We start from the raw sequence: 14,712 nt of genomic DNA, 5'->3' as shown, positions 1-14,712 counted from the left end.
GCCGCCCTATCCGAAGAAGTTACGGACGTGCTCCAGTCCCTCGACCAGGGCGTCGACCTCGGCCGGAGTGGAGTACAGATAGAACGACGCCCGCGTGGTCGCAGGAATTCCGTACCGCAGGCAGACCGGCCGCGCGCAGTGGTGGCCGACCCGGACCGCGATGCCCTGCTCGTCCAGCACCTGCCCCACGTCGTGGGGGTGGATGTCCCCGAGCGTGAAGGAGATCGCCGCGCCGCGGTCCTCGGCCGTGGTGGGGCCGATGATCCGCAGGTCCGGGACCTCCTGGAGGCGCCGGACGGCGTACTCGGTGATCGCGTGCTCGTGGCGCGCGATGTTCTCCATGCCGATCGCGGACAGGTAGTCCACGGCCGCGCCGAGGCCGACGGCCTGGGCGATCGGGGGCGTACCCGCCTCGAACTTGTGCGGGGCCGGCGCGTAGGTCGAGGAGTGCATCGAGACGGTCTCGATCATCTCGCCGCCACCGAGGAAGGGCGGGAGGTCCTCCAGGAGCTCCTGCCGTCCCCACAGCACGCCGATGCCGGTCGGGCCGCACATCTTGTGACCGGTGAAGGCCACGAAGTCGGCCTGGAGCGCCTGCACGTCGAGGACCATGTGCGGGGCCGCCTGGGAGGCGTCGATGCAGACGAGGGCACCGACCTCCTGGGCACGCCGGATGATCGTCTCGACCGGGTTCACCGTACCGAGCAGGTTCGAGACCAGGGTGAAGGAGACGATCTTGGTCTTCTCGGTGATGACCTCCTCGATGTTCGAGAGGTCGAGACGGCCGTCGTCGGTGAGGCCGAACCACTTCAGCTTCGCGCCGGTGCGCTGCGAGAGCAGCTGCCACGGGACGATGTTGGAGTGGTGCTCCATCTCCGTGATCGCGATCTCGGTCTCGTGGTCCACGCGGTAGGGCTCGTCGGCCCAGCCCAGCATGTTCGCCACGAGGTTGAGCGACTCCGAGGCGTTCTTGGTGAAGATCACCTCGTCGCGGCTCGGCGCGTTGATGAAGGCGGCGACCTTGTCGCGGGCGCCCTCGTACAGCGCGGTGGCCTCCTCGGCGACCGTGTAGACGCCGCGGTGGACGTTGGCGTTGTGCCGCTCGTAGTACGTGTTGAGGGCATCGAGGACCTGGCGCGGCTTCTGCGAGGTCGCCGCGGAGTCCAGGTACACGATCTTCTTGCCGTCGTGGACCACGCGGTCCAGGAGCGGGAAGTCCTTGCGGATCGCCTCGGTGTCGAGGAGGCCGGTCAGCCCCTGATGGGCGGAAGTCACGCGGATGCGCCACCCTTCACGTACTTGTCGTAGCCCTCGTTCTCCAGCTGGTCGGCGAGCTCGGCGCCGCCGGACTCGACGATGCGGCCGTTCGCGAAGACGTGCACGAAGTCGGGCTTGATGTAGCGCAGGATGCGCGTGTAGTGCGTGATCAGCAGGGTGCCGACCTCGCCCGTCTCGCGCACGCGGTTGACGCCCTCGGAGACGATGCGGAGCGCGTCGACGTCGAGGCCGGAGTCGGTCTCGTCGAGGATCGCGATCTTCGGCTTGAGCAGCTCGAGCTGGAGGATCTCGTGGCGCTTCTTCTCACCGCCGGAGAAGCCCTCGTTGACGTTGCGCTCGGCGAAGGCCGGGTCCATCTGGAGCTTCTCCATGGCCTCCTTGACCTCCTTCACCCAGGTGCGGAGCTTGGGGGCCTCGCCGCGGACGGCGGTGGCGGAGGTGCGCAGGAAGTTGGAGACCGAGACACCGGGGACCTCGACCGGGTACTGCATGGCGAGGAACACGCCGGCGCGGGCGCGCTCGTCGACCGACATCTCCAGGACGTCCTCACCGTCGAGGGTGACGGTGCCGCCGGTGATCGTGTACTTCGGGTGTCCGGCCAGGGAGTACGCCAGGGTCGACTTGCCGGAGCCGTTCGGGCCCATGACCGCGTGGGTCTCGCCCTGCTTGATGGTCAGGTCGACGCCCTTGAGGATCTCGCGGGGGCCGTTCTCCGCATCGACGGAGACGTGCAGGTCGTGGATTTCGAGCGTTGCCATGGGTGACTCAGGACTCCTGGGTGACGGAGACGAGCACATCGTCCCCTTCGATCTTTACGGGGTATACGGGGACGGGGCGCGTCGCGGGAAGGCCGGACGGCTTGCCGGTGCGGAGGTCGAAGCTGGAGCCGTGCAGCCAGCACTCGATGGCGCAGTCCTCGACCTCGCCCTCGGAGAGGGAGACGTTGGCGTGCGAGCAGATGTCGTTGATGGCGAACACCTCGCCCTCGGTACGCACCACCGAGACGGGCGTGCCCTCGACCTCGACCCGCCTGGGGGTGTCGGTCTCCAGCTCGCTCAGCGCGCAGACGCGGACGAAGGCCATCAGACGGAGGCCTCCAGCTCGGCCTCGATCTTGGCGATCAGGCGCTCCTCGACGTCCGGCAGACCGATCTGCTGGACCAGCTCCGCGAAGAAGCCGCGGACGACGAGGCGGCGGGCCTCGATCTCCGGGATGCCGCGGGACATCAGGTAGAACAGCTGCTCGTCGTCGAAGCGGCCGGTGGCGGAGGCGTGGCCGGCGCCGGCGATCTCGCCGGTCTCGATCTCCAGGTTGGGGACGGAGTCGACCCGGGCGCCGTCGGTGAGGACGAGGTTCCGGTTGAGCTCGTAGGTGTCCGTGCCCTCGGCCGCGGCCTGGATGAGGACGTCACCGATCCAGACGGCGTGGGCGTCCTGGCCCTGCAGCGCGCCCTTGTAGGCCACGTTGGAGGTGCAGTGCGGGGTGTTGTGGTCGACCAGGAGGCGGTGCTCCTGGTGCTGGCCGGCGTCGGTGAAGTACAGGCCGAACAGCTCCGCCGAACCGCCCGGGGCGGCGTAGGCCACACGCGGGTGGATGCGGACCAGGTCGCCGCCGAAGGTCACCACGACCGACTTGAAGGAGGCGTCGCGGCCGACCAGCGCGTTGTGCTGGGCGACGTGGACGGCCTTCTCGTCCCAGTCCTGGACGCAGACGACGGTGAGCTTGGCGCCGTCGCCGAGGACGTAGTCGACGTTGGCGGCGAGCACCGCGTCACCGGTGTGGTCGATGACCACGACGGCCTCGGCGAAGGCGCCGAGCTCGATGACCTGGTGGCCGAAGGCGACCCCGCCCTCGCCGTGGACGGCGATGCGGATCGGCTCGGCGAGGACCGCCTCCTTGGCGACGGTGACGACCGAGGCCTTCTCGAAGGACGAGTACGCCTGGGCGGCGACGCGGTCGACGGGCGTGCCCGCCCGGCCGAGCCGCTCGTCGTCGCGGCCGACGGTCTCCACGGTGACGCCCTCGGGGGCCTCGATCTCGACCTTGACGCCCTCGCCGGTGGCGACCGCGGTGCCGTCGTGGAGTCCGCGCAGCCGCTCCAGCGGGGTGAAGCGCCACTCCTCCTCGCGGCCGTGCGGCACGGGGAAGTCCGCGACGTCGAAGGACGGGGGCGCGCTCATGCGCGTGGCGACGGTGGACTCGGCGGCCACCGCGATCGAGCCGGCGGTCGTGGAACCGGCCGGGATGTTCTGAGCCTCAGCCATGGCTGTCGTGTTGCTCTCTTCCTACGTGACTACGCAAAGACCAGGGGGTACGGACGGCGGGGCGGCGTCAGCCGACCGCACCCTCCATCTGCAGCTCGATCAGCCGGTTGAGCTCCAGCGCGTACTCCATCGGGAGCTCCTTCGCGATGGGCTCGACGAAGCCGCGGACGATCATGGCCATGGCCTCGAACTCGGTGAGGCCGCGGCTCATCAGGTAGAACAGCTGGTCCTCGGAGACCTTGGAGACCGTGGCCTCGTGGCCCATGGAGACGTCGTCCTCGCGCACGTCCACGTAGGGGTACGTGTCGGAGCGGGAGATCGTGTCGACGAGCAGCGCGTCGCAGAGCACGTTGGACTTGGCGCCCGGGGCACCCTCGCCGATCTCGATGAGACCGCGGTAGGAGGTTCGGCCGCCGCCTCGCGCCACCGACTTGGAGACGATGTTGGAGGAGGTGTTCGGGGCCATGTGGACCATCTTGGCGCCGGCGTCCTGGTGCTGGCCCTCGCCCGCGAAGGCGATGGAGAGGGTCTCGCCCTTGGCGTGCTCGCCCATCAGGTAGACGGCCGGGTACTTCATGGTGACCTTGGAGCCGATGTTGCCGTCGACCCACTCCATGGTGGCGCCCTCGTAGGCGACGGCGCGCTTGGTCACCAGGTTGTAGACGTTGTTCGACCAGTTCTGGATGGTCGTGTAGCGGCAGCGGCCGCCCTTCTTGACGATGATCTCGACCACGGCGCTGTGCAGCGAGTCCGAGGAGTAGATCGGGGCGGTGCAGCCCTCGACGTAGTGGACGTAGGCGTCCTCGTCGACGATGATCAGCGTCCGCTCGAACTGGCCCATGTTCTCCGTGTTGATGCGGAAGTAGGCCTGGAGCGGGATCTCGACGTGCACGCCCTTGGGGACGTAGATGAACGAGCCGCCGGACCACACGGCCGTGTTCAGCGAGGCGAACTTGTTGTCGCCGACCGGGATGACGGTGCCGAAGTACTCCTTGAAGAGTTCCTCGTGCTCCTTCAGCGCGGTGTCGGTGTCGACGAAGATGACGCCCTGCTCCTCCAGGTCCTCGCGGATCTGGTGGTAGACGACCTCGGACTCGTACTGGGCGGCGACACCGGCGACGAGGCGCTGCTTCTCCGCCTCCGGGATGCCGAGCTTGTCGTACGTGTTCTTGATGTCCTCCGGGAGGTCCTCCCAGGACTCCGCCTGCTTCTCGGTGGACCGAACGAAGTACTTGATGTTGTCGAAGTCGATGCCCGACAGGTCGGAGCCCCAGGTCGGCATGGGCTTCTTGCCGAACAGCTTCAGCCCCTTGAGACGCAGCTTCAGCATCCACTCGGGCTCGTTCTTCTTCGCGGAGATGTCGCGGACGACGTCCTCGTTGAGGCCGCGCTTGGCGGCGGCACCGGCCGCGTCGGAGTCGGCCCAGCCGTACTCGTACCGACCCAGGCCCTCGAGCTCGGGGTGGCTGATCTCGGTGGTCATGCGGGGTTCCTCCCGGCCGTACTTGCGGATGCTGTTTCGGTGGTCTGTGGGGCGCCGTGCGGGATGAACGTGGTGCAGACGCCGTCACCATGCGCGATGGTGGCGAGACGCTGGACGTGCGTTCCCAGGAGGCGGGAGAAGATCTCCGTTTCCGCCTCGCACAGCTGGGGGTACTGCTCGGCGACGTGGGCGACCGGGCAGTGGTGCTGGCAGAGCTGCTCGCCGACCGGCGCGTTCCGCGCGGTGGCAGCGTACCCGTCCGCCGTCAGGGCCTTGGCCAGCGCCTCGGTCCGGCGTTCGGGCGGGGCCGACTCCACGGCCTCGCGGTAGGACTCGGCCTGGGCCTCGATCCGGTCGCGGGCGAAGGCGGCGACGGCCGCCTCCCCTCCGGCGTTGCGCTCGATCCAGCGGAGCGCCTCGACGGCGAGGGAGTCGTACGACTGGTCGAACGCGTCCCGGCCGCAGTCGGTGAGCGCGAAGACCTTGGCGGGGCGGCCCCGGCCCCGGGTGCCGTAGACGCGCTTCTCGCGGGGCTCGACGACCTTCTCGGCGACGAGCGCGTCGAGATGCCGGCGGACGGCGGCCTGGGTGAGGCCGAGCCGCTCGGCCAGATCGGCGACGGTCGACGGCCCGTGATCCAGGATCGAGCGCGCGACCCGGTTGCGCGTCGAACGCTCACGGGTCGCGAGTTCCTCCACGGGAGCCGCGCCTACGTTTTTCACAACGCCATTGTTGCGTAATTAATCCGGGGGTGACAAGCGAGGCCGGACGCGGCGACGGTGCTCTGCGTCACGCAGGTAAGGCTTACCTGACCTGCGGAAACGATCACTCCGCGCCGGTCGGGGGAGCCGCCGGCCGGGCCACCGTACGGCCCGCCGCGGTCATCGCCCGGGTGAAGGAGACGGCGTTGCGGACGGCCCACCCGCCCGGGTCGTTGTTGAAGTACACGTACACGTCGGCCGCGTCCGGCCAGCTCGCGGCCAGCCGGTCGGCCCAGCTCACGAGCGCCCGCCGGCCGTAGGCCGGCCACGGCCGCGCCCGCCCCTCGTGCAGCCGCAGATAGCCCCAGCCGGCCGTCCGCCACAGCGGGGTCAGCGGCGCGGACCCCCGATCCGCCCAGCACAGGGCGGCGCCCCGGGCGGCGAGGACGGAGGCGATCTCCTCGGTCCACCAGGTCTCGTGCCGGGGCTCGACCGCGACCCGCGCCCAGGCGGGGAAGCGGGCCAGGACGGCGTCCAGGAGACCCGCGTCGGCGCGGAGCGTGGGCGGCAGCTGGAGGAGCACCGGCCCGAGCCGGTCGCCGAGGGCCTCCGCCCGGCCCAGCAGCCGTTCCACGGGCTCCTCGGGATCCTTGAGCCGTTTGACGTGGGTGAGGAACCGGCTGGCCTTCACGGCCATGAGGAACCCCTCGGGCGTGCGCGCGCGCCACTCGGCGAAGGTCCGGCGCTCGGGCAGCCGGTAGAAGGCGTTGTTGTTCTCCACGGTGGCGAACCGGCGCGCGTACTCCTCCAGCCAGAGCCGCTGGGGCAGGCCCTCCGGGTAGAGGACCCCGCGCCAGTCCCGGTACTGCCATCCGGAGGTACCGACGAACACGGGCATACGACAGCGGTTGCCCCGTCCGGCCCGGCTCACCCGGCACGGGCGCGCGCGGATCCGGAACCGGCGGCCGGCCCCGGGCGGGCCCCGCGCCGAGACCGCCCCGCCGGGCTCTCTAGACTTCCCGGCATGCGAGAAAAGTCCGTCGACACCGCCGTCCGTGTGCGCGGCCTGGTCAAGCGGTACGGCAACAGGACCGCCGTCGACGGCCTCGACCTCGACGTGCGGACCGGCACCGTCACCGCCGTCCTGGGCCCCAACGGGGCCGGCAAGACCACCACCGTCGAGACCTGCGAGGGCTACCGCCGGGCCGACGCCGGCACCGTCCGCGTCCTCGGTCTCGACCCGGTCGCCGACGCCGCCGCCCTGCGCCCCCGGATCGGCGTCATGCTCCAGTCCGGCGGGGTGTACTCCGGCGCCCGCGCCGAGGAGATGCTCCGGCACATGGCGAAGCTCCACGCCCACCCGCTGGACGTGGACGCCCTGATCGAGCGCCTGGGGCTCGGCTCCTGCGGGCGTACGGCCTACCGGCGCCTCTCCGGCGGCCAGCAGCAGCGCCTCGCCCTCGCCCTGGCCGTCGTCGGCCGCCCCGAACTGGTCTTCCTCGACGAGCCGACGGCCGGCCTGGACCCGCAGGCCCGCCGCGCCACCTGGGACCTCGTCCGGGAACTGCGCGCCGACGGCGTCACCACCGTGCTGACCACGCACTTCATGCAGGAGGCCGAGGAGCTCGCCGACGACGTCGCGATCGTCGACGCCGGCCGGGTCGTCGCCCAGGGCAGCCCCGAGGAACTGTGCCGGGGCGGCGCCGAGAACACCCTGCGCTTCACCGGCCGCCCCGGCCTCGACCTCGGCTCGCTGCTCAAGGCGCTGCCCGACGGCACGGCCGCGGCGGAGCTCACCCCGGGCACGTACCGGATCAGCGGCGACGTGGACCCGCAGCTGCTCGCCACGGTCACCACCTGGTGCGCCCAGCACGGCGTCATGCCCGAGGGCATCGCGGTCGAGCGCCACACCCTCGAGGACGTCTTCATGGAGCTGACCGGCAAGGAGCTGCGCGGATGAGCACGGGAACCTACTCCCCGAGGCCCGGTGCGGCCCCGGTCGGCCGGATGATCGCCGCGCAGGCGGCCCTGGAGACCCGGATGCTGCTGCGCAACGGCGAGCAGCTGCTGCTCACCGTGGTCATCCCCTCGCTGCTGCTGGTCCTCTTCTCGACCGTCGACGTGGTCGACACGGGCGCCGAGAAGGCCGTCGACTTCCTCGCCCCGGGCGTCCTGGCCCTCGCCGTGATGTCCACCGCCTTCACGGGGCAGGCCATCGCGACCGGCTTCGAGCGCCGTTACGGGGTCCTGAAGCGGCTGGGCGCCTCCCCGCTCCCCCGCTGGGCCCTGATGACCGCCAAGACGCTGTCGGTGCTGGTCACCGAGGTCCTCCAGATCGCGCTCCTCACGGTGATCGCGTTCGCGCTCGGCTGGTCCCCGCAGGGCGGTCCGCTCCCGGTCGCCCTGCTCCTGGTCCTCGGCACGGCCGCCTTCTCGGGCCTGGGCCTGCTCATGGCCGGCACGCTCCGGGCCGAGGCCACGCTGGCCGCCGCCAACCTGGTCTTCCTGCTGCTCCTGGTCGGCGGCGGGGTGATCGTCCCCCTGGAGAAGTTCCCCGACGCGGTCCGCGGAGTTCTGGAACTCCTGCCGATCTCGGCCCTCTCGGGCGGCCTCCGTGACGTGCTGCAGGGCGGGGCGGGCATGCCCTGGGGCGACGCGCTCGTCCTGGCGGTCTGGGCGGTCCTGGGGCTCGGCGCGGCGGCCCGGTTCTTCCGCTGGGAGTAACCGGATCGTGCCGTTCAGGTACTTTCGACCCCCTCGTGAAAGCGTGCACAAGCCCCGGCCTACGATAGGGCGCGTGCTGAACCCCCTCGCCTCCATCGCCCAGCGCTGGACCCCGTCCCCCCGGACGCTCCGGCGCGCAGCGCTCTCCGTCGTCGTGATGAGCGTGGTCATCATCGTCACGGGCGGCACGGTGCGGCTGACCGGTTCCGGTCTCGGCTGCGACACCTGGCCCAAGTGCACGGACGACAGCCTCTTCGCCACCCCCGAGCAGGGCCTCCACGGTGCCATCGAGTTCGGTAACCGCCTGCTGACGTACGTGCTGTCGGCGGCGGTCGGCTGGGCGATCGTCGCCGCCCGTTCCACCAAGCCGTGGCGGCGCGGGCTGACCCGGCTCGGCTGGGCCCAGTTCTGGGTCGTCGTCCTCAACGCGGTCCTCGGCGGCATCACCGTGCGCCTCGAACTGAACCCGTGGACGGTCGCGGCCCACTTCGTCGCCGCCAACCTGCTGCTCACCGTCGCGGTGATCACCTGGCAGCGCACCCGCGAGGGCGACACCGCGCCCCGCCCGCGGGTCCCGGGCCCGGTCCGCAAGCTGTCCTGGGCGATCACCGGCGTCTCCGCGCTGCTCATCGTCCTCGGCACGGGGGTGACCGGTTCCGGCAAGCACGCCGGTGACAGCAGCGAGGTCCCCCGTATGCCGTGGGACTGGACCGCCGCCGCGCACGTGCACGCCATCGCCGCCTGGGTGGTCTGCGCGCTCGCCGTCGCGATGTGGCTGGTGCTGCGGGTCGTCGACGCCCCGGACGACACCCGGGCGCGCGCCCGCGACCTGCTGCTGGTCCTCCTCGCCCAGGGGGCGATCGGCTACGTCCAGTACTTCACCGGCGTCCCCGAGCTGCTGGTCGGCCTGCACATGCTCGGCTCGTCGCTGATGTGGATCGCGGTGCTGCGGCTCGCCCTGAGCCTGCGCGAGCGCCCGGTCCAGGCCCCGGAGATTCCGGCCCAGGCCGACCCGGAGCCCGCCACCGTCTGAGCGCCGTCCGGGCGTACCGGACCGGCCGCGGCACGCCGGAGGCCCGCCACCGTCGACGGTGGCGGGCCTCCGGCGTGTCCTCAGGGCAGGCGGTAGACCCGGCGCGCGTTCTCCGCGGCCAGCATCGCGGCGACCCGCCGGGCGTCCGCCGGCGACCAGGCGCCGTCCCCGACCCACTCCCCCAGCACCCTGGTGAGGGCCGACCGGAACGTGTGCGCGGCGACCACGTGCAGCTCGGGCAGCCCGTCGGCGCCGCTGGAGAACAGCAGCTTGCCGAACGGAGCGATCTCCAGGACCTCGGCGAGGACGGCGGCCGAGCGGGCCCCGGTGCGCGCGAGGGCCGGGCCGAGGTCGGCGTGGACGTGCGGGTGGAGCCCGGCCAGCCGGGCCGCCGCGCGGTGGTACGGGTAGGCGTGCAGCAGCACCAGGTCCGTGCCGAGTCCGGCGGTGGCGGCGGCGAAGCCGGCGAGGCTCCCCGGGTCCCGGTCGCCGGTGTGCAGCTGGAGGGGGCGCCCCGTGGTGACGGCGATCCAGACCAGGTGGCGCAGCAGCACGGGACCGGCCGTCCGGTCGCCGGCCCGGCGTGCCGCCAGGCACCGCCCGGCGGCGCGGCGCACCTCGGCGGGGTCCGGTGGGCCGGGCAGGGCGGCGAGCCCGCTGTGCGCGGCCGTCACGGAGGTGAAGGCGACGGCGCGGAGGGCGGCGGCGTGGACGGCCTCGGCGAGGTTGGCGAGGAAGCCGTCGACGGTGCCCGAGGTGGCGGCGACCTCCTCGGCGAGGAGTTCCAGGCGGACGATCTCGTGGGCGGTGGCGCCGCCCGTGGCGGCCAGTTCGGCCGGCCCCGTGAGGTCGCCCTGGGGGCCGGTGTCGACGAGGTAGGTGGCGATGCCGGAGGAGCGCAGCAGCCGCCGGCCCGCCTCCAGGACGCCCAGCTCGCGGCGGCGGGCCAGGTAGCGGGCCGGCGGACAGTGCGGTTCCAGGCCGAGCAGCGGCGGACACCAGCGGCGCACGGCGAAGCCGGTCTGGGTGTCGAAGAAGGTGGTGCCGGGGGCGGGCGGCGAGGCGCCCGCGCCGAGGCGGGCCTCGAAGGTGCCGAGGCCGAGCTCCGTACGGAGTACGCCGTGGCAGTACTGGTCCACCAGGCTCGGTATGTCGATCATCTCGGGGGGCTCCCTGCGTGGACGTGTCTGCACACGTCCTAACGGGTGAGCCCCGCGCGAGGTTGTCGCCCGGCGGCGGGCCGGCCGCCGGAACCGGTCCCGCGCGGCGGCGGGCACGGCGGTTCCGCGGCGGCGGCCGTACCGGGCGTCAGCGGTTGGCGGGGCCGCCGATCTGGATGCCGGCCATCCGGGACCACTCGTACGGCCCGGTGACGACCTTGGCGGCGAACTCGCCGTCGAACTCCTCGTGGAGCGTCAGCCCGGCCTTCTCGGCGGCCTGCTGGGCGATCGCGTAGGTGGGCGCCACGAGGTCGCCCCAGCCGCCGTCCTCGCCGACGAGGACGATCCGGGTGCCGGCCTGGCCGATGTGGGCGAGCTGCCCCTCGGCGCCGCCGTGCTCCGCGGCGAAGGCCCGGATCTCCTTGGCGAGCTTGGCCGCCTTGCGGTCCGACTGCTTCGTGACCGTCGTCGTCTCTGCCGTGGTGTCTGCCATGACAGGGATGCTACCGAGCGGTAGATCGAGTGACGACGGCCGGGCCCCGTGGGACAGCCCACACGGCCCGGCCGTCGCCGGAGTCCTCGGCGCCTACCGCAGGAAGGGGTCCACCGCGACCGCCACGAACAGCAGCGAGACGTAGGTGATGGACCAGTGGAACAGGCGCATCTCCTTGAGCTTGGCGCCGGTGACCTCGGCCTTGGCCCGGTTGAGGAGCCCGTGGGCCTCCCAGAGCCACCAGCCGCCGGTCACGAGCGCCACGGCCGTGTAGAACCAGCCGGTGTAGCCCAGCGGGGTGAGCAGCAGCGAGACGGCCACCATGACCCAGCTGTAGGCGACGATCTGCTTGGCCACGACCTTGTTGGAGGCGAGGACCGGGAGCATGGGCACGCCGGCGCGCGCGTAGTCGTCCTTCACCTTCATGGAGAGCGGCCAGTAGTGCGGCGGCGTCCAGAAGAAGATCACCAGGAAGAGGATGATCGCGGCCCAGGACATCGAGTTGGTGACGGACGACCAGCCGATGAGGACCGGCAGGCAGCCGGCGATGCCGCCCCAGACGATGTTCTGCGCGGTGCGCCGCTTCAGGATCATCGTGTAGACGACCACGTAGAAGAGGAGCGCGCCGAGCGAGAGCGCCGCCGACAGCCAGTTGACGAGCAGACCGAACCAGAGCGTCGAGACGACGGCGAGGGTGAGGCCGAAGACCAGGCCCTCGCGCGGCGTGAGGACGCCGGTCACCAGCGGCCGCTGGGAGGTGCGGTCCATGAGCGCGTCGATGTCGCGGTCGATGTACATGTTCAGCGCGTTGGCGCCGCCCGCGGAGAGGTAGCCGCCGAAGCACGTGGCGAGGACCAGCCACAGGTTCGGGACGCCCTGCTCGGCGAGGAACATCACCGGAACGGTGGTGATGAGCAGCAGCTCGATGATCCGCGGCTTCGTCAGCGCCACGAATGCCTTGACGCGGGCCCCGAACGGCCGATGGCCCCCCGGGCTGGGAGTCAAGACGACCCCTGCGGGTCGGGACTCGACGGCCGTCACGCACACCCCTGACAGAGAAATCCCAGCAAGCTCCCCGGATGAAGGCGGGGTGAAACTTGCGCGTACCACGCCACTGTAGACGTTGCCCAGACGCCGATCTTCGCGGGGGTGGGGTCGTGTTGGGCCGCCCCGCCCGGGGACGCCGGACCTCCCCCGGGCGCGCGGCCCGGCGGCGGCCCGCCGCCACGCCGTCCCACCTGGTGGACAGGGTTCGATGACGACTCGGTGACGACTCGGGCGCGCCCGGCGGACCGCTCGGGAGGCGAAGTGCCGACGTCGGCGGCAGTCTGGCTCTGTCCGCTCATTTGAGGGGCATGACCCCGAAAAGAGGGGGCTTTCTCGGGGGTAGGCTCGACAACACCGGTGCACCCTCCGTGACCGGCTTCCGACTTGTGGAGAGGAGCCCTGACCCAGGGTGAGCACTCAGCCGACCACCACAGACCTCGAGTGGACCGAATTGGACCAGCGGGCCGTCGACACCGCCCGCGTCCTGGCCGCGGACGCCGTACAGAAGGTCGGCAACGGCCATCCCGGTACGGCGATGAGCCTCGCGCCCGCCGCGTACACCCTTTTCCAGAAGGTGATGCGGCACGACCCCGCCGACCCCGAGTGGGTCGGGCGCGACCGGTTCGTCCTCTCCGCGGGCCACTCGTCCCTGACCCTCTACACCCAGCTGTACCTGGGTGGATTCGGTCTCGAACTGGACGACCTGAAGTCCTTCCGCACCTGGGGCTCGAAGACCCCGGGTCACCCCGAGTACGGCCACACCGCCGGCGTGGAGACCACCACGGGCCCGCTGGGCCAGGGTGTCGCCAACGCCGTGGGCATGGCGATGGCCGCCCGCTACGAGCGCGGTCTGTTCGACCCGGAGGCCGCCCCCGGCACCTCCCCGTTCGACCACCGCGTCTACGTGATCGCCGGTGACGGCTGCCTCCAGGAGGGCATCTCCGCCGAGGCGTCCTCGCTGGCCGGCCACCAGAAGCTCGGCAACCTGATCATGCTGTGGGACGACAACCACATCTCGATCGAGGGCGACACCGAGACCGCCGTGTCCGAGGACACGATGAAGCGGTACGAGGCGTACGGCTGGCACGTCCAGCGCGTCGAGCCCAAGGCCGACGGCGACCTGGACCCGGCCGCCCTCTTCGCGGCGATCAGGGCCGCGGAGGCGGAGACCGAGCGCCCGTCGTTCATCGCGATGCGCTCGATCATCGCCTGGCCCGCCCCGAACGCGCAGAACACCGAGGCCGCGCACGGCTCGGCGCTCGGCGACGAGGAGGTCGCGGCCACCAAGCGCGTCCTGGGCTTCGACCCGGAGAAGACCTTCGAGGTCTCCGACGAGGTCATCGCGCACACCCGTGGCCTCGGCGACCGCGGCCGCGAGGCCCGCACCGCCTGGGAGAAGTCGCTCGCGGAGTGGCGTACGGCCAACCCGGAGCGGGCGGCCCTGTTCGACCGCGTCCAGGCGAACGAGCTGCCGGCCGGCTGGGCGGAGAAGATCCCGGTCTTCGAGCCCGGCAAGAGCGTCGCGACCCGCGCCGCCTCGGGCAAGGTGCTCCAGGCGCTCGGCTCGGTCATCCCCGAACTGTGGGGCGGCTCGGCCGACCTGGCCGGTTCGAACAACACGACGATCGACAAGGGCTCGTCCTTCCTGCCGGCGGGCAACCCGCTGCCGGAGGCCGACCCGTACGGCCGCACGATCCACTTCGGCATCCGCGAGCACGCCATGGCCGCGGAGATGAACGGCATCGCGCTGCACGGCAACACGCGCGTCTACGGCGGCACCTTCCTGGTGTTCTCCGACTACATGCGCAACGCCGTGCGCCTCTCGGCGCTGATGCACCTGCCGGTGACGTACGTCTGGACGCACGACTCGATCGGTCTCGGCGAGGACGGCCCGACCCACCAGCCGGTGGAGCACCTGGCCTCGCTGCGCGCCATCCCGGGCCTGAACCTGGTCCGGCCGGCCGACGCCAACGAGACGGCCATCGCCTGGCGCGAGATCATGCTGCGCCACACCAAGGTCTTCGGCAAGGGCGCCCCGCACGGTCTGGCCCTCACCCGCCAGGGCGTGCCGACCTACGCCCCGAACGAGGCCGCGGCCAAGGGCGGCTACGTGCTGTTCGACGCCGAAGGGGCCTCCGGGCAGAGCGCCGAGGCCGAGGTGGTCCTCATCGCGACCGGTTCCGAGGTGCACCTGGCCGTGGAGGCCCGGGAGCAGCTGCAGGCGGCCGGTGTGCCGACCCGTGTGGTGTCGATGCCGTCGGTGGAATGGTTCGAGGAGCAGGACCAGGAGTACAAGGACTCCGTGCTGCCGCCGTCGGTCAGGGCCCGGGTCGCGGTCGAGGCCGGTGTCGGACTGACGTGGCACAAGTACGTGGGCGACGCCGGCCGGATCGTCTCGCTGGAGCACTTCGGTGCCTCGGCGGACGCGAAGGTCCTGTTCCGCGAGTTCGGGTTCACCCCGGAGGCGATCGTCGCCGCCGCGCGGGAATCCCTGGACGCCGCGGCGCGCTGACGCCCTTAGATACGACT

The 14,712-nt window shown here is 71.5% G+C and carries 14 protein-coding genes; 4 read left to right on the top strand and 10 right to left on the bottom strand.

Going from position 1 to position 14,712, the window contains the following annotated elements:
* Positions 1–6: 6 nt before the first annotated feature.
* The 7 genes from ACFY60_RS14120 to ACFY60_RS14090 all read right to left on the bottom strand — a co-directional run bounded on the left by ACFY60_RS14120 (position 7) and on the right by ACFY60_RS14090 (position 6,624).
* Entirely contained in the window at positions 7–1,275 is a 1,269-nt protein-coding gene (locus ACFY60_RS14120) for a cysteine desulfurase (protein WP_309053394.1), read from the bottom strand.
* Complete coding sequence (gene sufC / locus ACFY60_RS14115; protein WP_345280794.1) at positions 1,272–2,036, bottom strand: Fe-S cluster assembly ATPase SufC; 765 nt, start codon at positions 2,034–2,036, stop codon at positions 1,272–1,274. Before sufC ends, ACFY60_RS14120 begins: the two co-directional genes overlap by 4 nt.
* Positions 2,037–2,043: 7 nt before the next feature.
* A complete protein-coding gene (locus ACFY60_RS14110; RefSeq protein WP_388611552.1) occupies positions 2,044–2,361 on the bottom strand; it encodes a bifunctional 3-phenylpropionate/cinnamic acid dioxygenase ferredoxin subunit in 318 nt (105 codons plus the stop codon).
* Positions 2,361–3,542 carry a Fe-S cluster assembly protein SufD gene (gene sufD, locus ACFY60_RS14105; RefSeq protein WP_309053392.1) on the bottom strand — a complete coding sequence of 394 codons (1,182 nt, stop codon included), beginning with the start codon at positions 3,540–3,542 and terminating at the stop codon, positions 2,361–2,363. Before sufD ends, ACFY60_RS14110 begins: the two co-directional genes overlap by 1 nt.
* A 67-nt stretch (positions 3,543–3,609) precedes the next feature.
* Entirely contained in the window at positions 3,610–5,025 is a 1,416-nt protein-coding gene (gene sufB / locus ACFY60_RS14100; RefSeq protein ID WP_388611550.1) for a Fe-S cluster assembly protein SufB, read from the bottom strand.
* Complete coding sequence (locus ACFY60_RS14095) at positions 5,022–5,747, bottom strand: helix-turn-helix transcriptional regulator (RefSeq protein ID WP_386334174.1); 726 nt, start codon at positions 5,745–5,747, stop codon at positions 5,022–5,024. The genes sufB and ACFY60_RS14095 overlap by 4 nt, the downstream gene beginning before the upstream one ends.
* A 103-nt stretch (positions 5,748–5,850) precedes the next feature.
* A complete protein-coding gene (locus tag ACFY60_RS14090; RefSeq protein ID WP_388611548.1) occupies positions 5,851–6,624 on the bottom strand; it encodes a DUF72 domain-containing protein in 774 nt (257 codons plus the stop codon).
* Positions 6,625–6,750: 126 nt separating this feature from the next.
* Here ACFY60_RS14090 and ACFY60_RS14085 point away from each other — a divergent pair, with 126 nt between their 5' ends.
* From ACFY60_RS14085 to ACFY60_RS14075, 3 genes are read left to right on the top strand one after another with little or no spacing between them, the layout of a single operon-like run.
* On the top strand, positions 6,751–7,686 hold the full coding sequence (locus ACFY60_RS14085; RefSeq protein ID WP_309050706.1) for an ABC transporter ATP-binding protein: 936 nt from the start codon (positions 6,751–6,753) through the stop codon (positions 7,684–7,686).
* On the top strand, positions 7,683–8,450 hold the full coding sequence (locus tag ACFY60_RS14080) for an ABC transporter permease (protein WP_388611546.1): 768 nt from the start codon (positions 7,683–7,685) through the stop codon (positions 8,448–8,450). The genes ACFY60_RS14085 and ACFY60_RS14080 overlap by 4 nt, the downstream gene beginning before the upstream one ends.
* A gap of 43 nt (positions 8,451–8,493) precedes the next feature.
* The gene (locus ACFY60_RS14075; RefSeq protein WP_388611544.1) at positions 8,494–9,483 is read left to right on the top strand and encodes a heme A synthase; all 990 of its coding nucleotides are present in this window, start codon (positions 8,494–8,496) and stop codon (positions 9,481–9,483) included.
* Positions 9,484–9,563: 80 nt separating this feature from the next.
* Here ACFY60_RS14075 and ACFY60_RS14070 read toward each other — a convergent pair whose 3' ends face one another.
* The 3 genes from ACFY60_RS14070 to ACFY60_RS14060 all read right to left on the bottom strand — a co-directional run bounded on the left by ACFY60_RS14070 (position 9,564) and on the right by ACFY60_RS14060 (position 12,183).
* On the bottom strand, positions 9,564–10,643 hold the full coding sequence (locus tag ACFY60_RS14070) for an amidohydrolase (protein WP_388611542.1): 1,080 nt from the start codon (positions 10,641–10,643) through the stop codon (positions 9,564–9,566).
* 148 nt (positions 10,644–10,791) lie between these two features.
* Complete coding sequence (locus ACFY60_RS14065; protein ID WP_352058654.1) at positions 10,792–11,136, bottom strand: hypothetical protein; 345 nt, start codon at positions 11,134–11,136, stop codon at positions 10,792–10,794.
* A 93-nt stretch (positions 11,137–11,229) separates the two neighbouring features.
* Complete coding sequence (locus tag ACFY60_RS14060; protein ID WP_388611540.1) at positions 11,230–12,183, bottom strand: heme o synthase; 954 nt, start codon at positions 12,181–12,183, stop codon at positions 11,230–11,232.
* A 409-nt stretch (positions 12,184–12,592) separates the two neighbouring features.
* Here ACFY60_RS14060 and tkt point away from each other — a divergent pair, with 409 nt between their 5' ends.
* On the top strand, positions 12,593–14,695 hold the full coding sequence (tkt, locus tag ACFY60_RS14055) for a transketolase (RefSeq protein WP_388611538.1): 2,103 nt from the start codon (positions 12,593–12,595) through the stop codon (positions 14,693–14,695).
* The last annotated feature ends 17 nt before the right edge of the window (positions 14,696–14,712 follow it).

This window comes from Streptomyces sp. NPDC012827, from assembly GCF_042900905.1.
Lineage (GTDB): Bacteria > Actinomycetota > Actinomycetes > Streptomycetales > Streptomycetaceae > Streptomyces > Streptomyces gulbargensis.
This window is presented reverse-complemented; position numbering and strand designations above follow the sequence as displayed.